Raw genomic sequence first — 23,679 nt, 5'->3', positions numbered from 1 at the left:
TTGATGCATTCGTGACCGGTATCCGGCCCTGGAACACCGGATTCCGCACGCATGTGGGCGATCCGTGACCGGTGGTCAGCCGTCGGTGTTCACCATGGAGGCCGCGGCGTAGGTGAGGTAGTCCCACAGCTGCCGCTCGTGCTCCGGGGCGAGGCCCAGCTCGTCCAGCGCCACGCGCATGTGGCTCAGCCAGGCGTCGTGCGCGGCGCGGTCCACCCGGAACGGCGCGTGCCGCATCCGCAGCCGGGGGTGCCCGCGCCGGTCGCTGTAGGTGCGCGGCCCGCCCCAGTACTGCATGAGGAACAGCGCGAACCGCTCCTCGGCCGGCCCGAGGTCCTCCTCCGGGTACATCGGCCGCAGCAGCGGGTCCTCGGCGACGCCCTGGTAGAAGCGGTGGACCAGGCGCCTGAAGGTCTCCTCGCCGCCGACCTGCTCGTAGAAGGTCGGCTCCTGCACCGTGTCGCGCGGAATCTCAGTCACCCGTCCATGGTCGCAGACGTGCGGCACGGCGGAGCGGCCGGTGAGGGGCTTCCCTCCGCACCGGCCGCTCCGCCGCGCACCGTTGATCAGTCCCGGCGGACCGTGATCGTCGTCCACGCGCCGACGTGCACCCGGTCGCCGTCCTGCAGCGGGACGGGGACGTAGGGCTGGATCGGCTCATCGGAGCCGTTGACCGTCGTCCCGTTGGTGGAGTTCTGGTCGACCACGGCCCAGCCGCCGTCCGGCTGCTGCACCAGCACGGCGTGCTGGTGGGAGACGCCCGGGTCCTCCGGCGGCACCGACAGGTCGATGTCCGGGGACTCGCCCGTGCTGTGCCGGCGGCGGCCGATCGTGATCTGCCCGCCGGTGAGCGCGAGCTGCTGCTCCGGGGAGTACGCGGGCAGGTTGAGCCCGGTCGCCTCGGGGCCGCTGCGCTGCATCATCGCGAGGAAGTACTCACGGTCGGGCGCGATGAACGCGGTCCAGTTGTCGGACAGCGGGGGCCGGCCGGGGCCGGGACCGTGCTGCGGACCGGGGCCGCCGTGCTGCGGGCCGGGGCCCTGCGGGCCGGGGCCCTGCGGGCCGGGGCCGCCGTGCTGCGGGCCGGGGCCGCCGTGCTGAGGGCCCGGTCCCTGCTGACCCGGTCCCTGCTGACCCGGGAACGGCGGCTGCGGGCCCGGGCCCGGCGGGGGCGCGGGCTGCGAGGGCGGGGAGAGCAGCCAGTCGTCGCCGTCGGTGCGCGGCGGGGCCGGCGGCGGCGCCGTCTGCTGCTGGAAGGCGGGCGGCGCGCCCTGCTGCTGGAACGGCGGCGGCGCGCCCTGCGGGCCACCCTGCGGACCCTGCTGGTACGGAGGCGGGGGCGGCGGACCCGGCCGGCCCTGCGGACCGGGGCCGGGGCCCTGCGGACCGGGGCCGCCCTGGCCGAACGGCGGCGGGCCGCCCTGCGGGCCCTGGCCGAACGGCGGCTGGCCCGGGGCGCCCTGGTGTCCGGACTGGCCCGGGCCCGTGGACAGGGGCTCGGCGGACCGGTTCATCTGCGAGGGGCGGGAGCCCTGGTAGTCGAAGGGGTCACGCGACTGCGGCGGACCGGGCGGCTGCTGCGCCGGGAAGCCCGGCGGCCGGTTGCCGGCGGGGCCGGGGTCGCCCGGGATGTTGTGCCGGGGCGCCAGCGGGGTGTAGGACGTCGCCGTGTTCGTGAGGAAGTTCCAGCGGCACTCCTCGCAGAACGGCGCCATCGCCTCACGCGGCGTGCGGCACTGCGGGCACAGCTCGGCCTGGGCGGTCGCGTCCGGGTCGTGCGGCCGGGGGTATCCGTAACCGTGGGCGGGCGGCGGGGGAGGCGGCGGGGGAACCGCACCCGCAGGCGCGCCCGCCCCGGTCATGCGGTGGCCGCAGACCTCGCACCAGTCCTCGGAACCCGACTGGTGTCCGTTCGGGCAGGTCGGCATGTCGGCGCTTCCCCCTCTCCTTCTCCGGCCCGCAGGCCGTCATGTGGCGTGCTCCGCCGCCCGGCGGACCTGTAACCGGCGGGCGGCTGCTCGTTGCGGATATGTGGTTATTTCTTTACGCGAACCGTCTTCGTGGAGCGTGTTTCGAGAGTCATCTCGTCCGCTTCCGCGACCTTCGCCTTCAGTCGCACAGTACCCGTCGCCGCATCGACGACGTCTACCACCTTCGAAAGCAGTTTCGCAGTGTCCTCGTTCCCGGACGCCGACGCCAGCTGCACCGCCCGGCCGAGTTTGGCCGTGGCTCCGTCGAAGTCTCCCGACTTGCGGGCATCGAGTCCCTGCTGGATGACTTGTGCCAGTTCGGCCTGGCCCGTGTAGTGCGCGACCTGCGGATTGATGGAGGTCGAGGCCACCATGTCGTCCGTCCACACCGCCCGTACCAGCCCCTGCGAGAGGGTCTGCGGGGCCCCGCCCGACGGGTCGGGAAGGATCAGCGAGACCCGGGCGGCCAGCATCTCCTGCCCGATGCCGGCCTCCGGCACCCGGACGCACACGTGGTAGTCGCGGGACTCGTCGCCCCAGGAACCGGTCGGGTAGTCCCCGGCGCGGGGGCCCGCCTCGGTGCGGCGGCCGGTCAGGTCGGCGACCGTCGGCGCCACCTGCTTCACGAACTGGATCTCCACGCCGACCGGGGTCCACAGCCGCAGCGCCACGTCCGCGACCTCCTTGCCCATGGCGTTCTCCATCATCCGCGTGAAGTCCGCCGCCAGTCCGGCCGGGTCGGCGACGATGTCGGCGGTGCCCAGGAGGGCGGAGGCGATGGCTGTGACTTCTTTCACCTCCCAGTCGGTGCCGACCCCGCGGGCGTCACAGGTGAACCGGCCCGCGCAGGCGTCGAGCGCCGCGCGCAGGTCCTCGGGCGACTCGTGCTCGTTGCGCCCGTCGGTGAGCAGGATGCCGTGCCGGATGTCCACGTCCGCCGCGCCCAGCAGCCGGTCCGCCAGCCGCAGCCAGGTCCCGATCGCCGTACCGCCGCCCGCGCTCAGCCGGCGCAGGGCCTGCTTGGCCTCGGCCCGGGTCCGCGCGTCGGCGACCGCGAGCCGGCCGTTGCCGGGATAGACCTCCTTGGCCACGTGCGTCCCGGCGACCACGGCGAACGAGGTGCCGTCGCGCAGGGTGTCCACGGCCGCCGCCGTCGCGTCGCGGGCGTTGCGCATCTTGGTCGGCGGGTAGTCCATCGAACCCGAGCAGTCCACCATGATCACCACCGCGGCGCCGGCGGCCCGCACCGGCGTCCCCGGCAGCGGTACGCCCCCGGTGGTGCCGCCCCCGGTCGAGGTGACCGTGATGATGCCGTTGACCTCCCGCCCGCCCTCGGGCAGGAACTCGTTCTGGTACACCTCGACGGAGAACTGCGGCACGTTCGACTTGGAGAAGTTGGCCATCTGATCGGCTCCTTGAGGCTCCACGTCTCGGATGAAGCCAGAGGTACGGACAAAGGCGTAGGAGGACGGAAAACCGCCCGTGCGTCAGGCGGAGCCTGCCCCTTGCGGTGACACGGCGAACGGGAGCAGCGCCACTGTTACGTTGTCGTGGCCGCCGCCGTCCAGGGCGTGGCCGACCAGGACCTGGGCGCCGTGCAGCGGGCGGGCGTAGGCGTCCGCGGGCACCGCGGCGGCCATCTCGGCGGCGGACTCCGCGTAGTTCCACAGGCCGTCCGTGCAGACCACCACGATCCCCGGCCGGTCCGGCTTGAACGAGGCCGTGTGCGGCTCCAGTTCGTACGCGTCGGCGCCGAGCCAGCCCGTGATGGCGTGGGCGCGCTCGTCCGCGTACGCCTCCGCCTCGTTCATCAGGCCGGTCGCCACCATCTGCGCGGCCCACGAATCGTCCTCGGTGAGCCGGGCGGGCGCGGTGGAGCGGTCCTCGGGCACCCAGTACACGCGGCTGTCGCCGACCCAGCCGACGACGAGCAGGCCGCTCGCCATGACCGCGCCGACCAGGGTGCACGCCGGGGAGTTCTGGTGGCGGTGCGCGTCGCGCTCCGGGCCCCCGGGCTCCAGGGCCAGCCGGTTGACCGACTCCGAGGCCGCCACGATCGCCTCGTGCATCGCCTGCTGGGGATGCGTGCCGCGCGGCAGCGACTCCAGCAGGGACTCGTTGGCCGCGCTCGCCGCCGCCGCCGACGCCTCGTCGGGCCGGCTGGCCGACGACACCCCGTCGCAGACGATCGCCACGACGGCCGCCGAGCCGTCCGGCAGGGCCGTCGTGGACACCGCGAACGAGTCCTCGTTGCGGTGGTGGCGCAGCCCCCGGTCGCTCACCGCGGCGACCGAGCCGAGCTCCTGCTCCATGTGGTCGCGCTCGCGCGGCTGCGCGTGGCCGCAGTTCTCGCAGTAGCCGTCGCCGTCGACCCGCCCGGCCCGGCAGGCCACGCACACCTTGGCACCGGCCGCCGGGGCGGGGGCCGGCGGGGGGCCGGGGACCGCACGGGGGTCGGGCGCCGCGCCCGGGGCGGCCAGCTCGAAGTCGCCCGAGGCGCCGGGCCCGTCGTGGCGGAACCCGGGCGCCGGGGCCGGGGCCGGGGCCGCCGCGCCCGGGGTGCCGATGGCGACCGTCGGGCGGTCGCGGGGCGGCTCGGGGACGGCCGACAGGTCGTACCCGCAGGCACCGCAGAACAGGTCGCCCCGCTCCAGCGGCTCCTCGCAGCCCGGGCACCTCGGCAGGGCCGTCTCCTGGTCGTTCTGCGACATGTTCACACCCACGTTCGGGGGCGGAAGCGGTTGGCCCGCTCCACCAGTTCGATCCTCTCGGCCCCGGGCTCCGCGAGCCGGGCGAGCATCCGGTAGGCACGCTCCAGGCCGAACCGCAGTCCGCGCTCGTCCAGCTCGCTGCCGAGCAGCTTCCCCGGGCCGCGCGTCCCGGCCGGCTGCGGGCCCGAAGGGCTACCGGAGAGTACCCAGTCGAGCGCCGTCCCCAGCACCTCGGTCGTGAGGCGCTCCCGCCGGACCGCGTCGAGCCCCAGCCCCGACAGCGCCGACACCTGGGCCGAAGCGGCCGTCAGGTCCGCCATCAGCGGCTCCTGCGGGGCCCGTTCACGCAGCCGGGCCCGGACGGCGGCGATCCGGGCCGCCGTGTAGTGGATCGACGCCTCCGGCACCGACTCCAGCGTCCGGACCGCCGCCCCCCGGTCACCGGCCGCGATCTGCACCCGGGCCAGGCCGAAGGCGGCGCTCACGAAGCTCGGGTCGGTCAGCCACACCAGCCGGTAGTACTCGGCGGCGTTGTCCAGCTGCCCGAGGACCTCCGCGCAGACGCCGAGGGCCAGCTTCGGCGCGGGCTCCCCGGGAAACGCGTCGTACACCGCGTCGAACGACAGCGCGGCGTTCTCCTTGTCGCCGCTCACCAGCGAGGTGAGGCCCCGGTACCAGACGACGCGCCAGTCGTCGGCGTGCTGCCCCTCCAGCGCGGACAGGGTCTGCGCGGCGGCGGCGAGGTCGTCCATCTCCAGGTGCGCGCGCAGCTCGCGCAGCCGGGTCTCCAGGGAGGCGGCCGGCACCGACTGCAACGCGGCGATCAGCTCGGCGGGCGCCGACGCCATCACCCCGGCCAGGAACCCCGCGTTCGGGTCGCTCGCGTCGACCCGGGGCACGGGCAGCGCGAGCGAGGTCCCCCGCACGTCGAGCCCGGCCAGCCGGGGCACCCCGGCGGCCGGCGGCACCGGGGCGGCGGCGGGGGAGGGGACCGGGCTGCGCGGAGCGGGGACGCGCGCGGCGGGCGCGTACGGCCGGGGGCCCGGGCCGGGGCCCGGGCCGCCCGGCGTACGGGCGTGGGGGGCGGCCGAGGGCACCGGGGCGGCGCCCGGCGGGGCGGCGGGGGGCGGCCCGGCGGGCAGCGCGCCCGGTATGCCCCCGGGCGGCGGCGCGGCGGCGGGCGCCGCGACGCCGGCCCCGCTCCCGCGCCGGCCGAAGAGGCCCCCGGGCCCGGCGGCGGCCCGCGCGCCCAGGCGCGACACCTCGTCCGCCCCGTCCGCGAACAGCTCCGTGTCCGTGACCCGCAGCTCCGCGCCGAACAGCGTGGACAGCGCCGGACGCGGGCGCCCCGTCTGGAGCGAGACCACCTCGCGCAGGACGCCCGTCAGCTGCTCGGCCATCTCCGCCGCCGAGGCGAACCGGCGGGCCGGGTCGGGGTCGGTGGCGCGTACCAGGAGCCGGTAGAACGACTCGTAGCTCCGGAACACCTCGATGTTGTCCGGGTCCGGGAGCGAGTCCACGAAGACGTTCGTGTACCCCTGGAAGTCGAAGGTGAGGACCGCTAGCGTGCGGGCCACCGTGTACAGGTCGGAGGCGACCGACGGGCCCACCTCCGCGACCTCGGGCGCCTGGTAGCCGACGGTGCCGTAGATCGCCGACTCCTCGTCGTCCATCCGGCGGACCGCGCCCATGTCGATCAGCTTCAGCTGGTCCTCGGTCTGGATCGCGTTGTCGACCTTGAAGTCGCAGTACAGCAGGTTGCGGCTGTGCAGATGGCCCAGCGCCTCCAGGGCCTCGATGCCGAACGCGCACGCCTGCTCGACCGGCAGCGGATCGCGCTTCCCGGCCGGGGTGCGGCGCTCGTTGGCGATCTCCTTGAGCGACTTGCCGCCGACGTACTCCATGACGATGTAGCCGTCGAGCGAACCGGTCCGCTGGTCCAGGTGCTCCACGAAGTTGTAGATCCGGACGATGTTGGAGTGTTCGATCTCCGCGAGGAACCGCCGCTCCGAGATCGCCGCCGCCATGGCGTCCTGGTCGCCCGTGTCGAGCAGGCCCTTGAGCACCACCCAGCGGTCCGAGACCGCCTTGTCCACCGCGAGGTAGACCCAGCCGAGCCCGCCGTGCGCCAGACAGCCCGCCACCTCGTACTGCCCGTGGACGACGTCGCCCGCCTCCAGCTTCGGCACGAAGGAGTACGGGTGGCCGCACTTGGTGCAGAACCCCTCGGTGCGGCCCGGCCGGTCGCCCCGGGCCCGGCCCACCGGCGCCCCGCAGTCGGAGCGCGAGCAGAACCGCTTGCGCTCGGGCACCTCCGGATTCTCCATGACGGCGGTACGCGGATCGGGCCGCGGCACGTCCGGGACCTGCACCAGGCCCGCGCCCAGCCGGTTGCGGCCCGAGGCGTTGGCCGACTTGGCGGAGGAGCGCACCGACACCGAGTGCGTGCCGGTCCGGCCGGCCGGCGACAGGGACCGCGAGAGCCGCCCCGACACCGAACGCCGCGAGGTCGAGGAACGCGACGAGGACCGCTCGGACGCCTGCGACGAGGACTGCTGCGAACTGCTGCGCGCCGACGAGCTGTTGGACCCCCGGCTGCCCCGGCTGCCCCGGCCGCCGCCCGCCACCCCGGTCGGCGGTGAACTCACCATGCCATTCGGGGAGACGACCGGCGCCAGACCGCAGGTGTCGCAGTACAGCTCACCGCCGCCCATGTCCTCGTAACTGCCCTCGCACGCGGGGCGCTGGCACTGCGTACTCATGTCCGTTCCCCCTCATCGCCCCGCCGCCACGACGGTCCGTCACCTCTGTCCAGCAGCTCCAGCGCCGCGTCCTGGTAGCGCTGCACCGCCTGCGCCGCCACCCGCAGATCACAGGGCGCGCTCCACAGCATCCGCCGCGCCGCGTCGTACCGCTCGATCAGGAACGGGTCCTCCGCCAGGCCGTTGCGGGCCACCTTCGCCTTGTACGCGTCGAGCCGGCCGCGCAGCTCCGCCCGGACGGCCAGCGGCGCGGTCACCGCCGTCAACTGCTCGCGGGCCCGCAGCAGCTCCTCCTCGGCCTCCCGCTCCAGGGCCTCCAGAAGCGGCGAGAGGCGGTGCCAGCGGGCGTGCCTGCGGTGCTCCGACGCGGCGGCCAGGCGCTCCTGGAGGGCGGTCGGCGGTCCGTTGACCACCGGCACCTCCGACGCGGCGATCTTGGCCAGCACCTCGCCGCGCGCCACCCGGGCCTCGGCCAGCGTGCGGTCGGCCCGGGACAGCACGTCGCGCAGGTGCACCAGCCGCTGCTCGGCGTCCTGCCGCACGGCGAGCACCGCCTCGACCTCGCGCCGCACGTCCTCCAGCGCCCGGGCCGCCCGGTCGTAGCGCGTCGTGTCGGGGCGCCCGCCGCCGGGCGCCGCGCTGCCGGGCCCCGGCAGCCAGAACGCCAGCGGGTCCGAGATCACCTGCTCCCGCAGCGTGGCCAGCTCCGCGGTGATCGCCTCCAGCTCGTCGCCCGCCGGGTGCTCACCGGGCCGGACGCCCACCGAGTGGGCCAGCGAGTGGGTGCGGCGCAGCTCGGCGGCGAGGAGGTCTATGCGGGCGGGCATCGCCGACCACACGGTGTCCGAGGCCACGACCATGTCCAGGGCGCTCGCGTACAGGCCGTTCATCCGGGAGACCAGCTCCTCCAGCGTGAACCGCTCGGAGAGGCGGGCCGGGCCGGTGACGGACGGGTCGTGCCCGGCGGCGGCGTGCGCCACGGTGACGCCCTCGCCGCGCAGCAGCTCGGTCAGGACCGTCAGGTCCTCGCGGTTGGGGTGGCGGCGCCGGGCCCGCACCTCGCGGGCCCGCTCCAGCACCCCCGTATACGCGTCGAAGTAGCTCCACAGCAGCGTGACCGACCGCTCGGTGACGGCCCACCGCTCCCTGGTGACACCGGACAGCTCGGCGCCCTCCAGGAGCCTGCGGCCCGCGTGGTCCTGGAGGGCGAGGAGCGAGGTCTCGATCGCCTCGTGCTCCGCGCCGAGCCGGGCCAGCGCACGGTCGGCCTCGTCCCGGTCCATGACCGGACCGGGGGGCCGGGCCGCGTAGCTGGGGAAGGGGCCAGCGACGCCCATCGATCACCTCTCCGCTTCTCCCCGCCGGGCCTGGGCCCGGCGGGATCAGTGCCGCCACCCCGCGGGGCGGGGCCGCGCTAGTCCCGGTACTTCGGCTCCGGCGGACCCTGGACCCCCGGCAGGCCCTCCTGGAGCCAGGCGCGGTACGACTTCATCCAGAGGCTGTCCGCGCCGCCGGCCCGGTAGTCGGCCAGGACCTTGTTGACCCGGGACACCAGGTCGTCCGCGCCCTTCTTCGTGGCCACGCCGTAGTACTCGGTGGTGAACGGGTCGCCCTTGAGCTCGACCGCCGGGTCCTGGGCGGCCTGCCCGGCTGCCAGCGCGTTGTCCGTGACGACCGCGTCGACCTCGCCCAGCTGCAGCCGCACCAGGCAGTCCAGCTGGTTGGGGACGGTCAGCCGGTCCTCGTCGGCCGCCGTACCGTCGTGCTCGTCCTTGAAGACCGAGCCGAACGACTCCCTCTCCAGCGCCTCGTACGCCGTGGAGCCCTCGGCGGTGCATATGCGCTTGCCGCCCAGCGTGGAGTTGAAACCGGTGATCGAGTGGTCCTCCTTCGCCGCGAGGACCTGCTGGCCGGCCTGGAAGTAGGCCGTGGAGAAGGAGACCTGCTCGAGCCGGGCGCAGTTGATCGTCATCGTCCGCACGACCACGTCGACCTTGTCGTTCTCCAGCGCGGCGATGCGCTGATTGGTCGGGATGGCCCGGAAGATCACCTTGCCGCCGTCGCCGAGGATGTCCTTCGCGAGGGCCCGGACCAGGTCGATGTCAAAACCTTCGAGGTCCCCGGTCGCCGGATTGCGGAAGCCCCACTGGAAACTGTTCTGGTCGACGCCCGCGATGAGCTTGCCGCGTTCCTTGATCTTGCGGACCGCGTCCCCGTCCGCCTTGCCCGGCCGCAGACTGGCCTCCGGGTCCGTGCAGGCGTCGGCCTTCGCCTGGAGGGCGTGCGCCGCGCCGGGCCCCGTCGCCCGGGGGCCGAAGACGTCGTCGCCCGGGTGGGACAGGGGCAGCAGGGTCAGCGACGCGGTCAGCGCGCAGGCGGCGGCCATCGCGGTCACCCCGCCCCAGCCGCGCAGCCGGCCGATGCCCCTCGGGTTCTTCGCTGTCATCGCTCCCCCTGTCACCGGAACTCCGAGAGCCTGCGGTTGACCCCGACGATCGCCGCGACCGCGCCCAGCACGGCCAGGACCGCCGCGCCGGCCGGCAGGCCGCCCAGGGCGCCGCGCCCGTCCCGCGCGGCCCGGGTGAAGTCGTCCTGCTCGTGCGCCAGGGCGTCGCGCAGCGCGTCGTCCACCTTCTTGAAGGACTCGCCCGTGGAGTTCTCCCGGCCGATGATCTGTTCCAGGGCCGATTCGTAGTCCCCGGCGTCGTCGGTCCTGCGGGCCGTACGGTGGCGGCCCTGCCACTCCTCGACCGCCCGGGCCGCCGCGGCGACCGGTTTGCCGCCCTCGCCGTCCCCGGTGTCGGCGGCCAGCTTCGCCGCCGCGGCCAGCTCCTCGTCGAGCGCCTTCATGCCCGCGGTGTAGTCGGTCTCGTACTTGTCGTTCTTGCCGTCCGCGGTGAGCACCGCGCCCCGGGCGACCACCGTCAGGTTCTCGTCGGCGCGCGCCTTCAGCGAGTCGATGCGCGCCCGGTTGAGCACGTCCATCGGCCGCTGGCCGTGCGAATCGGCCTCGGCCAGGCCGGACCGGGCCACCGTGTGCCCGACCGCCAGCCAGAGCAGCAGCACCGTCGTCGCGGCCGTCGCGGCCAGCAGACCGTGGTTGAACACCCGGTTCGTCCGGCGGTAGTTGCGGCGCTGCGCCCAGACCAGCACCGCCAGCGCCACGACACCGGCGGCGAGCGAGAACAGCGGCCACCCGCGTGCGGAGCCCTGGTCCTCACCGAGCCGGCCGGTCTCCGCCTCGTACAGCCGCTCGGCGGCCGGCAGCAGCTCGCCGGACATCGTCTGGTTCGCGTACCGCAGGTAGGCGCCGCCCAGCGGGAGCCCCTGCCGGTTGTTGGCCCGGGCGCGCTCGATCAGGCCCGTGTAGCGGGGGAGGCCTTCGTTGAGCGTGGCGATCTCGCGGCCGGACGCGGTGGCCGCGTCCGTGTTCGCCGCGGCCCTCACCAGCAGCCGGGACGCCTCCTCGATGTCCTTCACGTACTGCTCGTGCACCGCGCGCGGCTCCTGCGGTCCGGCCAGGAAGCCGCTCGCCGCCGCGGCGTCCGCGTCCGCGAGCGAGCGGTAGATGCCCGCCGCGTCCGCGCTGAGCGGCTGGCTGCGCTCCACCACGTCGTCGGCGGCGGCGGCCCGGTCGCTGATCTCCAGCGCCGTCACCGCCCCGAACGCCAGGACCAGGAGCGCCAGGACGGCCCCGATGACGCGCAGCCGGCCCGGTTCGGTCGTCGCGGCGGCACGCAGCCGGCCCGCGACGGCGGCCGGGGTGCTCGGCTGCTGCGGCACGGGCACGGGCACGGGCGCGGGTGCGGCCTCCGGCGCGGGCTGCTGCCCCAGGGCGCGTTGCAGCGCCTCACGCGCACTCGGCGGGTGTGTCACTCGACCTCCCCCTCGGTCACTGACGACGGCCCGCCCCCCGGACGATCGGGGGACTGGTGCCCGGCCAGAAGTATGGCCTCGGGGACCGGCACCCACATCCAGAACGCCTGGATCGGACACCGGACCACGCGGCCCGCCGGCCGCGACCGGCCGCGGCCAACCGCATTCGATCAAGACCGGCGCCGTTGATCAAGGCGAACGGCACGATCCCCCGTCAGGGCCTGCCCGGCGGACCTTCGCGGGCCCCCGGAGATCCGCCGGACAGCCCCTGACCGTTCTCCCCATCAACAACACGACCGGGGCGCCCGATCGGTTCCCGTACGCGCAAGACGCCCCGCAACCAGCAGGTTACGGGGCGTCTTCGGCGGGCGGCCACTCAGGCGTACCGCGCCCGCAGCCTCGCGTGCACCTCGGGCGCCGCGCCCGTGCGGTCCAGGCCCAGGAGCCCGGCGCCGAGGACCGGCGACTCCCGCACCACGCGCACCACGGCCTTCGGGGCCCGGACCGCGAGGAGTTCGCGAATCCGGTCGTCCAACTGCGGGTGGCGCGCCGCCAGGACGCTGCCGCCGAGCAGCACCGGCGCCTCCTCGTCCAGCAGCCCGAGGCGGGTCAGCGCGACCGAGGCCAGCGCCACGACCTCCTCGGCCAGCCGGTCCACCAGGGCCCGCGCGACCGGGTCGCCGGCCGCGGCCGTCGCGAAGAGCACCGGGGCCAGCTCGTGCCGGCGCTCCGGCGCGACGCGGCCCAGGTGCAGCGCCTCGATCAGCGCGTACATCGAGCCGAGCCCGAAGTGCGCGGGGAGCGTCCGGGCCAGCTCGGTCGGCTCGCCCCGGCCGTCCTCGGCGCGCGCGGCGAACCACAGCGCCTCCTCGGACAGGCCCGAACCGCCGCCCCAGTCACCGGAGATCCGCCCGATCGCCGGGAAGCGCGCGGTGCGCCCGTCCGGGACCATGCCGACGCAGTTGATGCCCGCGCCGCACACCACGGCCACGCCGCGCGGCTCGTCCACCCCGGCCCGCAGGATCGCGAAGGTGTCGTTGCGCACCTCGACGGTCCGGCCCCAGCCGCGCGCGGCCAGCGCCGCCGTCAGCTGCTCCTCCTCGACCGGCAGGTCCGCGTTGGCGAGGCAGGCGGACACATGGGCGACCTGCCCGGCGTCCGCCCCGGCCGCGGTGAACGCCCGCCCGACCGCCGCGCCGAGCACGTCGACGGCCGCGTCCACGCCGACCACCGGCGGCTGGAACCCGCCGCCCCTGGCCGTGGACAGCACCGTGCCGTCCGCACCGATGAGGGCCACATCGGTCTTGCTGTTCCCCGCGTCGATCGCGAGGACGCAACCGTTCACGCCCACGCGAGGTGCTCCCGGTTGTGCGCGATCAGCTTGCCGGTCAGCGCCTCGGCGTACTCGAACTGGCCGATCAGGGGGTGCGCGAGCAGCGCCTTGAACACCCGGTCCCGGCCGCCGTGCAGCGCGGCCTCCAGGGCGAGGTCCTCGTACGCCGTGACGTTGGCGACGAGCCCCGCGTACAGCGGGTCCAGGGCGGGCACGGCGAGCGGCGTCGCGCCCGAGCCGTCGACCTTCGCCTGGACCTCGATCACCGCGTCGTCCGGCAGGAAGGGCAGGGTGCCGTTGTTGTACGTGTTGACCACCTGGTGCGCCGAGCCGCCGCCGCCCAGGAGCGCCGCCGCCAGGTCCACGGCCGCCTCCGAGTAGAAGGCGCCGCCGCGCTTGGCGAGCAGCGCGGGCTTCTCGTCCAGCGCCGGGTCGCCGTACATCGCCAGGAGCTCCTTCTCCATGGCGGCGACCTCGGCGGCCCGGGAGGGCTTGGTGCCGAGCTCGCGGACGACCTCGTCGTGCGCGTAGAAGTACCGCAGGTAGTACGAGGGGACGACGCCGAACCGGTCCACGACCGCGCGCGGCATGTGCAGGTCGTCCGCGATGGCGTCGCCGTGCTCGGCGATCAGCCGGGGCAGCACGTCCTCGCCCCGCGGGCCGCCGAGGCGCACCCCCAGCTCCCAGGTCAGGTGGTTCAGCCCGACGTGGTCGAGGTGCACCTCGCCGGGGGCCACGCCGAGCAGCCGGGCGAACTTGCGCTGGAAGCCGATGGCCACGTTGCACAGGCCGACGGCCTTGTGCCCGGCCTGCAGCAGGGCGCGGGTGACGATGCCCACCGGGTTGGTGAAGTCGATGATCCAGGCGTCCGGGTTGGTGCGCCGGACCCGCTCGGCGATGTCCAGGACGACCGGGACGGTGCGCAGGGCCTTGGCGAGACCGCCGGCCCCGGTGGTCTCCTGGCCGACGCAGCCGCACTCCAGGGGCCAGGTCTCGTCCTGCTCGCGGGCGGCCTGGCCGCCGACGCGCAGCTGGAGCAGGACGGCGTCCGCTCCGGCGACGCCCGCGTCGACGTCCGAGGTGGTGACGATGCGGCCCGGGTGGCCCTGCTTGGCGAAGATCCGCCGGGCGAGGCCGCCCACGAGGTCGAGCCGGCCGGCGGCCGGGTCGACGAGGACCAGCTCCTCGACCGGCAGCGTGTCCCGTAGCCGGGCGAATCCGTCGATCAGTTCGGGGGTGTAGGTGGACCCGCCACCCACTACAGCGAGCTTCATGGTTCAGCCCTTTACTCCGGTCAGTGTGACGCCCTCGACAAAGGCCTTCTGTGCGAAGAAGAAGACGACGATCACGGGGGCCATGACCAGAACGGTCGCGGCCATGGTCAGGTTCCAGTCGGTGTGGTGCGCGCCCTTGAAGGACTCCAGTCCGTAACTCAGCGTCCAGGCCCCCGGGTTCTCGGAGGCGTAGATCTGCGGGCCGAAGTAGTCGTTCCAGGCGTAGAAGAACTGGAAGAGGGCGACGGCGGCGATTCCCGGCCTGGCCATCGGCACCACCACGCGCAGCAGGGCGCGCAGTTCGCCGCAGCCGTCGACCTTCGCCGCGTCGAGGTATTCGTCGGGGATGGTCAGCAGGAACTGCCGCAGCAGGAAGATGGAGAACGCGTCGCCGAAGGCCATCGGGATGATCAGCGGCCACAGCGTGCCGGACAGGTCCAGCTGCTTGGCCCAGAACAGGTACATCGGGATGACCACGACCTGCGGCGGAAGCATCATCATCGAGATGACGAGCATCAGCGACAGCCGCCGGCCCCGGAAGCGGAACTTGGCGAGCGCGTACGCCACGGGCAGCGAGGACACGACCGTGAGGACGGTGCCCAGACCCGCGTACAGCAGGGTGTTCCGCCACCAGGTCAGGAAGCCCGGGGTGTCGAACACCCGCTGGTAGTTGGCCCACTGGAAGGGGTGCGGCCACAGGTCCCGGGTGAGGGCCTGCTGGTCGCTCATCAGCGAGGTGAGCACCAGGAAGACGAACGGCAGCACGAAGAAGAGGGCCGCCGCCACGCCGAGCGCGTGCACGGCGATCCAGTTCAGCAGCGCCTTGCGGCGCGCGGCGCGCTGGGCGGGGGAGACGGGCGGGTCCGCCGGGCCCGCCGTCGCCGGGGTGTCGAGAACCTGCGCCATGTCACTCACCTGCCTGGATCAGTCCGCTGCGGCGCCGCATCAGCAGTGCGGTGAACGCCATGGCGAGGACGAAGAGTACGAGCGCGACCACACAGGCGGAGCCGTAGTCGAAGCGCTGGAAACCGAGGTTGTAGACCAGCTGCGGAAGCGTCAGTGTCGACTTGTCGGGATAGCCGGGCTCGAACTGCTGGCCCGAGCCGCCCATCACACCGGACGCGACCTTCCCGGCCACCAGCGGCTGGGTGTAGTACTGCATCGTCTGGATGATGCCGGTGACCACGGCGAACATGATGATCGGCGAGATGTTCGGCAGTGTGACGTACCGGAACCGGTGGTACGCGGTCGCCCCGTCCAGCTCCGCCGCCTCGTACTGCTCCTTCGGTACGTCGAGCAGCGCGGCCATGAAGATCACCATCAGGTCGCCCACCCCCCACACCGCGAGCGCGGTCAGCGCCGGTTTGGACCAGGCGGCGTCGGTGAACCAGCCGGGGGTGCCCATCCCGAGGTCGCCGAGGACCGAATTGACCGGCCCGGTGCCGGGGTTGAGCAGGAAGACGAAGCCCAGCGTGGCCGCGACCGGCGGAGCCAGGTACGGCAGGTAGAACAGCGTCCGGAAGACGCCCGTGCCCGTCTTGATCCTGGTGATCAGCAGCCCGACGCCGAGCCCGAAGACCACCCGGCAGGCGACCATCACGACGACCAGCCAGAGCGTGTTGCGCAGCGCCGGCCAGAACAGCGGGTAGTCCTCGAAGACGTACGACCAGTTCTTGAAGCCGCTGAACTCGGGGGCGGCGAACCCGTCGTAGCTGGTGAAGGAGAAGTAGACCGTGGAGACCAGCGGGTAGGCGAAGAAGACGCAGAACCCGATCAGCCAGGGCGACATGAAGGCCGCCGTGCGCAGCGCCGACCTGCGGCGCTTCGCACGGAGTGTGTACGTGCTCATCGTGGCGGCTCTACTTCGCCTGGGCGATCGCCGCGTCGATTTCCTTCGCGGTCTTCTCCAGGCCCGCCCCGATGTCCTTCTGCTCGCCCTTCTCGACGGCGTAGCCGAGGTTCTGCAGGGACGTCAGGTACGCGCCGCCGTTCACCGAGGGCGGGGTGGTGGTGGACTTCGGGTTCGCCGCGATGTCCAGGAAGGTCTTGAAGCGCGGGTCGTACTTCAGCTTCGGCGACTTCAGCGCGGCCAGCGTGGAGGGCACGTTGTGGATGGCGTTGGCGAAGTCCACGACCGCGTCGGTGTCGGTCGTCATGAACTTGACCAGCTCCCAGGCGGCGTTCTGCTTGCCGGAGGTCGACGCGATGCCCGCGATGGTGCCGGTCAGATAGCCCTTGCCGTACGTGTCGGCCTCGTCGTCCGCGACCGGCATCGGGGCCACCCCGATCTCGAATCCCGGCTTGGCGTCCTCGGCCATGCCGAGCCGCCACTCGCCGTCCAGCTGCATGGCCACCTGGCCGGTGTGGAACGGGTGCTTGGCGCCCCACTCGTCACCGAAGCCGGTACGGAACTTCTCCAGCTTCGCGTAGCCGCCGAGCGAGTCGACCAGCTTCTTCTGGTTGGTGAGCATCGCGGCGAAGGCCGGGTCCTTCGCGATGTTCGACTTGCCGTCCGCGTCGAAGTAGGTGGGGTTCCAGCCGCCGAGGTAGTGCTCGGTGGTCGACTCGTAGCCGTGGTAGGTCGGCATGAAGCCCAGCTGCTCGTACGAGTCGCCCTTGGTCTTCGTCAGCTTCTTCGCGTCGGCCGCGAACTCGGACCAGGTCTTCGGCGGGTTCGCGATCCCGGCCTTCTCGAAGGCGTCCTTGTTGTAGTAGAGCCCGTACGCGTCACCCAGCAGCGGGACCGTGCAGCGCACCCCGTCGTACTGCGTGTACTCGTTCATCGCCTTCGGGAAGGTCGCCTCGGGGTCGATGCCGTCCTTCTTCAGGAACGGGTTGAGGTCCACGAACGCCTTCGACGAGCAGAACTTGCCCACGTTGTTCGTGGTGAACGACGAGACCACGTCCGGCGCCTTGGAGCCGCCGGCCCGCAGCGCCTGGTTGATCTTGTCGTCGGTCATGTTGCCGACGGTCTTCACGTGGATGTTGGGGTGGGCCTTCTCGAAGGCGGCGATCGTGGCGTCGATGGCCTTCACCTCGCCCGGCGCGCTCCAGCCGTGCCAGAAGGTGATGGTCGTCTCCTTGGACGCGTCGTCGTTGGCCCCGGAGCCGCTCTGCCCGGTACAGGCGGAGGCGAACAGGGCTATCGCGGCGGTCGCGGCGAGTGCGACGGCCGGCTTCCGGCGGTTCTGGGACATGGTGGTGTCTCCCGGTGAGCGGTGAGCGGTGAGCGGTGAGCGGTGGCGGCGTGGAAGGGAAGGTGAGAGGTCAGCGCGAGGTGTCGAACACTTCGTCGCGGGTGGTGGCGAGCGCACTCTCCAGCGCGCCGCGCAGAACGGGCCGGTGGGTGACGGCCCCGGCGAGCAGCCGGGGCCTGGACGCGGCGAGCTCGGCCAGCTCGGCCGCGACCCGGCCGCGCAGCTGCTCCCCGCCGCGCGAGAACAGCTCGCCGGAGAGCACGACGACCTCCGGGTCGAGGACCGCGACCAGCGAGGCGAGGCCGGTCGCGAGGCCGGTGGCGAACCGGTCGAGCAGCGCGGCGTACGGCCCGCTCCCGCTCCCGCCCCGCTCCACGGCCTCGGCGGCCCGGCCCACCAGCGCGGCGGCGGTCTCGTGATGGGTGCCGGCGGCCGGCGCCTCCTCGATGCCCAGCTCCCGGGCCAGGCGCGCGAGCACCTGGGCGCCCGCCAGCTCCTGGAAGCCGCCCGCGTTGGCCTTGGTGACCTGGCGGACCAGCGGCGCCCCCGGCACCGGCAGGAAGCCGACCTCGCCGGCGCCCCCGGTGAAGCCGCGGTGCAGCCGGCCGTTGATGACGAGGGCGGCGCCCAGACCCTCCTCGTTCCACAGGAGCACGAAGTCGTCGTGGCCCCGGGCCGCGCCCCGCCGCTGCTCGGCCACCGCGACGAGGTTGACGTCGTTCTCGTACTCGACGGGCATCGGCAGCACGGCCGCCAGCTCGTCGAGCAGCGTGGTGGAGTGCCAGCCCGGCAGGTGCGAGGCGTACCGCAGCCGGCCCGTGTTCGGGTCGAAGGCGCCCGGCGTGCCGATGACCACCCGGTGCACGTCGGCCCGGGTCAGCCCGGCGGCAGCCACCGCGCCGTCCAGCGCCTCGGTCACCTCCCGCACCACGCTGTGGGCGCGCCGCCCGGGGGTCGGCAGCTCGAACTCCCCGACCGTCTCGCCGGTCACATCGGCGACGGCGGCGACGATCCGGTGGGCGTTCACATCGAGCCCGGCCACATGGGCGGCGGAGGCGTTGACCGCGTACAGCTGGGCGTTGGGGCCGGGGCGGCCCGCGGCGGTCCCAGTGGCGACGACGAGACCGGCGGCTTCGAGGCGGACCAGCAGCTGGGACGCGGTGGGCTTGGAGAGCCCGGTGAGCTTCCCGATCCGGGTCCGCGACAGGGGGCCGTGCTCCAGGAGCAGATCGAGGGCGGCGCGGTCGTTCATGGCGCGCAGCACCCTCGGGGTGCCCGGCGTGTTCCCGGCCATGAGCGTGGCACCTGCCCTCTGTTAGGAAAGTTTCCTGTTCGGTGAGAGGAAGGTAGGGCCCTGGCCGCCGGGGCGTCAATGACCTGACCGCCGGCGGCAACCAAAGCGTTACCCGGACGCGGACCGGGCCGGGAACGACGACGGCCGGGGACCGCTCGGGTCCCCGGCCGGGCCGGCTACTTCGTGGTGGCCGGCGGCGGGATCGGGGTCGCGGCCAGGGACTGCGGGGAGGTCGCCGACGCGTACGCGGAGGGGGCGGCCATCCCGGCCGTGGGATCGGCCTCCGGCGCGTCCTCCGGGGCACCCGCCACCATGCTGATGCCGGCCGCGTCCAGCGCCACCTTGATCCGCCAGCGCAGCTCGCGCTCCACGCCGACCGCCTGGCCCGGCATGGTCTTCGCGCTCACCCGCACCGTCATCGACTCCAGCAGCACCGTGTCCAGGCCCAGGATCTCCACCGGGCCCCACAGCCGCTCGGACCAGGGCTCCTCCTTGGCCATCTCCTGGGCGGCCTCGGTGATGACGGCACGGATCTTCTCCAGGTCCTCCGTCGGGCGTACCTGCACGTCGACGCCGGCCGTGGACCAGCCCTGGCTGAGGTTGCCGATCCGCTTGACCTCGCCGTTGCGGACGTACCAGATCGCGCCGTTCTCGCCGCGCAGCTTGGTGACGCGCAGGCCCACCTCGATCACCTCGCCGGAGGCGACGCCCGCGTCGATCTGGTCGCCGACGCCGTACTGGTCCTCCAGGATCATGAAGACCCCGGACAGGAAGTCGGTGACCAGATTCCGGGCGCCGAAGCCGAGCGCCACCCCGGCGACCCCGGCGGAGGCCAGGAGCGGGGCCAGGTTGATCTGGAACGCGCCGAGGATCATCAGCGCCGCGGTGCCCAGGATCAGGAACGAGGCCACCGAGCGGAGCACCGATCCGATCGCCTCCGACCGCTGGCGGCGGCGCTCCGCGTTGACCAGCAGCCCGCCGAGCGCGGTGCCCTCCACCGCCTGTGCGCTGCGGTTCATCCGGTCTATGAGCTTGGTCAGGGCACGGCGGACCGCGATGCGCAGGACGACCGCGACCGCCGCGATGAGGACGATCCGCAGCCCGGTGTTCAGCCAGGTGGACCAGTTCTCCTCCACCCAGCCCGCGGCGTCTCCGGCCTGCCTCGCGGCTTCGTCCAGCGAGCCGCCGGGCTCCGGCGACGGGGCTGCGGCCAACAGGGCGGACAGGGACACGGCGAAACCTCCAGGGGGCGAGCGCTGAGCGGGAGAGCGCTGAACAACCACACTAACGGGGGACCCGTGCGGGAAAAATTCCTTCCGTCCCGTTACCCGCACGTGGTGGCGCTACGACCAGGCGTGAGGGGAGACTGAGGGCGGAGATCGTCCCGGCGCGAGCCACGCGCCGCCGGCGTACAAGGAGGCATCCGTGCCGCATGTCCTGGTTCTCAACGCGTCGTACGAGCCGCTCGGCGTCGTACCGCTCCGCCGCGCACTCGTCCTCGTCCTCGAGAACAAGGCCATCTGTCTTGAGGAGTCCGGCGTCCTCATGCACAGCGCAACCCGGGCCGTCCCGGCCCCCAGCGTCGTCCGTCTCAAACGGTTCGTCCGCATCCCCTACCGCGGTCCGGTGCCGCTGACCCGGCGGGCCCTGTTCGCCAGGGACGGCGGACGCTGCATGTACTGCGGGGCCGCCGCGACCAGCGTCGACCACGTCATCCCGCGCAGCCGGGGCGGCCGGCACGCCTGGGACAACGTGGTGGCGGCCTGCCGCCGCTGCAACCACGTCAAGGCCGACCGCCATCTGCCCGAGCTCGGCTGGCGGCTGCACCAGCAGCCCGCCCCGCCGACCGGACTGGCCTGGCGGATCATCGGCACGGGGCACCGCGACCCGCGCTGGCTGCCCTATCTGCAACCGTTCGGCGCGGAGGACGCGATGGCCCGGATCGACGGCGTCTCAGCCTGAGACCGGGCCCGTGTGCTTTCCGGGGCGGCCCGCCGCCGCCCCGGGGCCCCGGCCTGCCGCGGGCCGCGCGCCCTCAGCGGTCCTCCGCCACCGCGTACGCCTCGGCCGACCAGAGCGAGATCCCGTACTTCGTGGCCCGCTCGTCGCCCACGACGCGCACGAACCGGGTGTCCTCCGCGTCCATCCGCACCGACTCGCGCCCGCCCCCGCCCTCGCGGACGGTCGCCGCGGTGCGCCAGGTGCGGCCGTCCGACGAGACCTGCACGCGGTAGCGCGACGCGTACGCGTCCTGCCAGTGCAGCACCACCCGGCCGAGGCGGACCGGGGCGGGCAGTTCCGCCTGCCACCACGCCCCGTCCTCGGCCGGTGAGGACCAGCGGGTCTCCGGGTCGCCGTCGGACGCGGCGGACGCCGGGAAATCGGCGGTCTCGTCGCCCGACGAGGAGGCGGCGGCCCCGCGCAGCAGGTCGGGCCCGGCGGTGCGCGGGTAGGCCCGCACGGTCAGGGTGGTCCGCTCGTCCCCGAAGGCGAACGGCACCTCGTACTCCCCGGCCGGGGTGTCCTGCGGGACCGTGATCTCCACCGGGACCTCGGTCCGCGTCCCGCGCGGCACGGTCGTACGCTCCGGCACCCGGACCTCGATGCCCTCGGGCGCCTTCGCGGTCAGCCGGCCGCGCACCTCGGCCGGACGCCGGCCGGACAGCCGGGCCCGGACCTCCTGCGGCCCGCCGCCGATGACCGCGTCGGTCTCGCCGCGCGCCAGGTCCAGCCGGGCGGCCGGTTCGTCGCCGAACCAGGGCACCAGGGAGCGCACGTCCGGGGCGGCCCCCGCGCGGACGGCGGCGCCGGCCAGCGGCGGGATCACCAGGGACGGCGCCCCGCCCGCCAGCGGGGTCGCGGCCGGCCAGCTGATCCGGACCGCGTCCGCCCGCACCCCCTCGCCGGCCGCCTGGGTCCACCCGCTCGCCGACAGCGGCCCGAGCGCGCGCCACCCCTCGCCCGGCACGTGCGCCTGGACCGTCGCGCCCACCGCCGCCCCGTCGTCGGGCACCGTGGTCGCGGTGACCGCCTCCAGCGGGCGGGCCCGGTCCAGGCGCACCGTGTAGCTGCCCGGCGCCTCGGCCACCTCGCCGCCCGGCCGGTCCGTGCCGGTCCAGGAGCGGGCCGCCTCGCGCACGTGGTCGAGGAACGCGTCGAGGACGCCCTCGCCGACCTTCGCGCCGCCCGCCGCGATGTCCTTCCGGACCGGCTCCAGCGCCAGGGACGCCCGCCAGGCGGCGGCTCCGTCGCCCCGGGCCTGGGCGCTCAGCAGGTCCACGGCCAGCTCGCCCGCGTGCCCGTAGCGGGACAGCTGCGCGCTCCACGGGCGGACCTCGGCGCCGAGCCGCCCCCCGGCCACGCCCGCGAGCCGGGCCGGGGCCGCCCGCATCTCGCCGAACGCCTCCCGCAGCCGGTCAGCCGCCGTGCCGAACGCCTTGCCGTCGCCGTCCGCGTACGCCGTGCGGAAGGCGGCGATCAACGGCCGCAGATACGCGGACTCGGTGGAGCCGAGCACCGAGCCCGCGCTGTTGCCCGCGAGCGCCCGCAGCGCGTCGCCGCTCCGGCCGTCGCCGCCCGCGAGGTCGTCGATCGCGGCCTCCCAGGACTTCGCGGGGTCGTAGTCCCGCGGGTTCCACGCGAAGTCGGCGATCGTGAAGAGCGCGACGCGCGACGCGGCGGGCTGCTCCATCGCGTTGGCGAGGAGCGCCGCCGAACCGGACGCCACCGCCGGGTCCCGGCCGGTGTACGGGCCGAGGAAGAGCCGGTCCTGCGCGTAGTCGTTGACCGGGTAGTTGTCCATGGTCACCAGCGGGTGCCCGAACGCGGCCCGGGCCCCGGCCAGTTCCCCTCCGGTGATGGTCCTCGGCACGACTCCGACGCCCGTCCAGGCGACCTCGGTCCCGTCCGCCAGCTCCCGGGCGAGCGCCGTGCGGTACGCGGTCGCGCCGTCCTGGTAGTACTCCGTCGGCATCACCGACAGCGGCAGGGCGTCCGGGTGGCGCTCCGCCAGGTGCCGGGCCACGCCGTTCACGACGCGGGCCTGTGCCCGGGCCGCCGCCGCGGGGCCGCTGCCGAAGGCGTCCGCGTCGGCCGAGCAGTGCCACTCGCTGTAGCTGACGTCCTGGAACTGCACCTGGAAGACCCGTACGCCCAGGTCCCACATCGCGTCGATCTTCCGCGTCAGCGCCTTGAGGTCGCGGTCCGACGACAGGCACATGGACTGCCCCGGCGCCACCGCCCAGCCGAGCGTCACATGCTCGGCCGCGGCCCGTTCGGCCAGCGCCCGGAAGCCGGCCGCGCGCGCCGCCGGGTACGGGTCGCGCCAGCGGGCCTGGCGGTACGGGTCGTCGCCCGCCGCGTACAGATAGCGGTTCTGCTTGGTGCGGCCCAGGAAGCCGAGCTGGGCGAGCCGGTCCTCCTGGCTCCACGGCTGCCCGTAGAACCCCTCGGTCAGCCCGCGTACGGCGGCGGCCGGCCAGTCCCGGACGGTGACCCCGGCGACCTTCCCGCCCCGGACCAGCTGGCGCAGCGTCTGCACCGCGTGGAACAGGCCGTCCTCGCCGACGCCGTCGAGGGCCACCGTGTCCCGCTTCGCGATCCGCCCGGCCGCCAGCCGGTAACCGCCCGCCGGCAGATCCGCGCGGTCCGGGGCGCCGAGCCCGCGCAGCGCGTCCGCCGCCCCGTCACCGCCCAGCAGCAGGACGGGCCCGGCGCCCGGCAGCGTCCCGTGGACCGTGCGCACCCCGGCGCCCTCCAGGACCTCGCGCAGCGCCTTCACGGCGTACGGGTCGGCCTCCGCGTCCGCGACCAGGGTGACCTCGCGGCCCAGGGCGATGTCCGGCCCGGCCGCGACCATGCTCTGCGGGCGCGGCCACACGGCGGGGAGCGCGGAGTCCGCCGCGCGGCTCCGGTCGGCCGCGGACCTGGCGGCCGGGTCCGGGGGAGCGGCGAGCGCGGGCGGGGGCGCGGCGGCGAGCAGCCCGCCGAGCACGGCCACGGCGACGGCCGCCGCCCGCGTCCTGCCACTGAGCCGCATCCCTGTCTCTCCCCTCGCCCCACCAGTGGGTTCCGAGCCCACCACCCCGCGTGCGAGGGTGTCAATGCGCGAGGGTTTGAGGACGGAAATGCCCTGGTATGACCGATGTGATGAGCGGGGCGCGCGGGACGGGTGCTACGCGAAAGACAGCGCCGAGTGGCCGAAAAAGACGAACGTCTTGCGGGCAACCGGCCCTTCGGGAACGGAATGTGACCCGGGACACG

General features: G+C 74.1%; 17 protein-coding genes. 1 reads left to right on the top strand and 16 read right to left on the bottom strand.

The genetic code is table 11. From position 1 onward, the window contains the following. Positions 1-75: 75 nt before the first annotated feature. The 15 genes from FKN01_RS02460 to FKN01_RS02390 form a co-directional block, all read right to left on the bottom strand. Positions 76-480 carry a globin gene (locus FKN01_RS02460; RefSeq protein WP_143616035.1) on the bottom strand — a complete coding sequence of 135 codons (405 nt, stop codon included), beginning with the start codon at positions 478-480 and terminating at the stop codon, positions 76-78. Positions 481-566: 86 nt separating this feature from the next. Then, complete coding sequence (locus FKN01_RS02455; RefSeq protein ID WP_143616034.1) at positions 567-1,928, bottom strand: FHA domain-containing protein; 1,362 nt, start codon at positions 1,926-1,928, stop codon at positions 567-569. Between the two features lie 107 nt (positions 1,929-2,035). After that, complete coding sequence (locus tag FKN01_RS02450) at positions 2,036-3,373, bottom strand: VWA domain-containing protein (RefSeq protein WP_143616033.1); 1,338 nt, start codon at positions 3,371-3,373, stop codon at positions 2,036-2,038. Between the two features lie 84 nt (positions 3,374-3,457). Next, positions 3,458-4,681: a protein phosphatase 2C domain-containing protein gene (locus tag FKN01_RS02445; protein ID WP_185992710.1), complete on the bottom strand. Its 1,224-nt coding sequence runs from the start codon at positions 4,679-4,681 to the stop codon at positions 3,458-3,460. A 2-nt stretch (positions 4,682-4,683) separates the two neighbouring features. Next, entirely contained in the window at positions 4,684-7,443 is a 2,760-nt protein-coding gene (locus tag FKN01_RS02440; protein ID WP_143616031.1) for a tetratricopeptide repeat protein, read from the bottom strand. Then, positions 7,440-8,780, bottom strand: coding sequence for a hypothetical protein (locus tag FKN01_RS02435; RefSeq protein ID WP_143616030.1), 1,341 nt, complete (start codon positions 8,778-8,780; stop codon positions 7,440-7,442). Before FKN01_RS02435 ends, FKN01_RS02440 begins: the two co-directional genes overlap by 4 nt. 77 nt (positions 8,781-8,857) lie before the next feature. Next, positions 8,858-9,889, bottom strand: coding sequence for a glutamate ABC transporter substrate-binding protein (locus FKN01_RS02430; RefSeq protein WP_185992709.1), 1,032 nt, complete (start codon positions 9,887-9,889; stop codon positions 8,858-8,860). Positions 9,890-9,900: 11 nt separating this feature from the next. Next, on the bottom strand, positions 9,901-11,226 hold the full coding sequence (locus FKN01_RS02425; RefSeq protein ID WP_143616334.1) for a hypothetical protein: 1,326 nt from the start codon (positions 11,224-11,226) through the stop codon (positions 9,901-9,903). 469 nt (positions 11,227-11,695) lie between these two features. Continuing rightward, positions 11,696-12,670: an N-acetylglucosamine kinase gene (locus tag FKN01_RS02420; protein ID WP_143616029.1), complete on the bottom strand. Its 975-nt coding sequence runs from the start codon at positions 12,668-12,670 to the stop codon at positions 11,696-11,698. Further along, positions 12,661-13,926 carry a 6-phospho-beta-glucosidase gene (locus FKN01_RS02415; RefSeq protein ID WP_143616028.1) on the bottom strand — a complete coding sequence of 422 codons (1,266 nt, stop codon included), beginning with the start codon at positions 13,924-13,926 and terminating at the stop codon, positions 12,661-12,663. Before FKN01_RS02415 ends, FKN01_RS02420 begins: the two co-directional genes overlap by 10 nt. Before the next feature lie 3 nt (positions 13,927-13,929). After that, on the bottom strand, positions 13,930-14,832 hold the full coding sequence (locus FKN01_RS02410) for a carbohydrate ABC transporter permease (RefSeq protein WP_143616027.1): 903 nt from the start codon (positions 14,830-14,832) through the stop codon (positions 13,930-13,932). A gap of 1 nt (position 14,833) precedes the next feature. After that, positions 14,834-15,775, bottom strand: a complete 942-nt coding sequence (locus tag FKN01_RS02405) for a carbohydrate ABC transporter permease (RefSeq protein WP_143616026.1) — start codon at positions 15,773-15,775, stop codon at positions 14,834-14,836. A 10-nt stretch (positions 15,776-15,785) separates the two neighbouring features. Then, positions 15,786-17,123 carry an ABC transporter substrate-binding protein gene (locus tag FKN01_RS02400; RefSeq protein ID WP_143616025.1) on the bottom strand — a complete coding sequence of 446 codons (1,338 nt, stop codon included), beginning with the start codon at positions 17,121-17,123 and terminating at the stop codon, positions 15,786-15,788. A 70-nt stretch (positions 17,124-17,193) separates the two neighbouring features. Further along, positions 17,194-18,417, bottom strand: coding sequence for an ROK family transcriptional regulator (locus tag FKN01_RS02395; protein ID WP_143616024.1), 1,224 nt, complete (start codon positions 18,415-18,417; stop codon positions 17,194-17,196). 176 nt (positions 18,418-18,593) lie between these two features. Beyond that, positions 18,594-19,649 carry a mechanosensitive ion channel family protein gene (locus FKN01_RS02390; RefSeq protein ID WP_143616023.1) on the bottom strand — a complete coding sequence of 352 codons (1,056 nt, stop codon included), beginning with the start codon at positions 19,647-19,649 and terminating at the stop codon, positions 18,594-18,596. 193 nt (positions 19,650-19,842) lie between these two features. On the opposite strand from FKN01_RS02390, the gene FKN01_RS02385 reads away from it, so the two are divergent. After that, the gene (locus FKN01_RS02385) at positions 19,843-20,379 is read left to right on the top strand and encodes an HNH endonuclease (RefSeq protein WP_143616022.1); all 537 of its coding nucleotides are present in this window, start codon (positions 19,843-19,845) and stop codon (positions 20,377-20,379) included. A gap of 73 nt (positions 20,380-20,452) precedes the next feature. Here FKN01_RS02385 and FKN01_RS02380 read toward each other — a convergent pair whose 3' ends face one another. Next, a complete protein-coding gene (locus FKN01_RS02380) occupies positions 20,453-23,455 on the bottom strand; it encodes a beta-N-acetylglucosaminidase domain-containing protein (protein WP_143616021.1) in 3,003 nt (1,000 codons plus the stop codon). Between the last annotated feature and the right edge of the window lie 224 nt (positions 23,456-23,679).

Origin of the sequence: Streptomyces sp. 130 (genome assembly GCF_007096885.1) — a bacterium.
Lineage (GTDB): Bacteria > Actinomycetota > Actinomycetes > Streptomycetales > Streptomycetaceae > Streptomyces.
The sequence above is the reverse complement of the archived record's forward strand: the minus strand, read 5'-3'. Positions and strand labels throughout refer to the sequence as shown.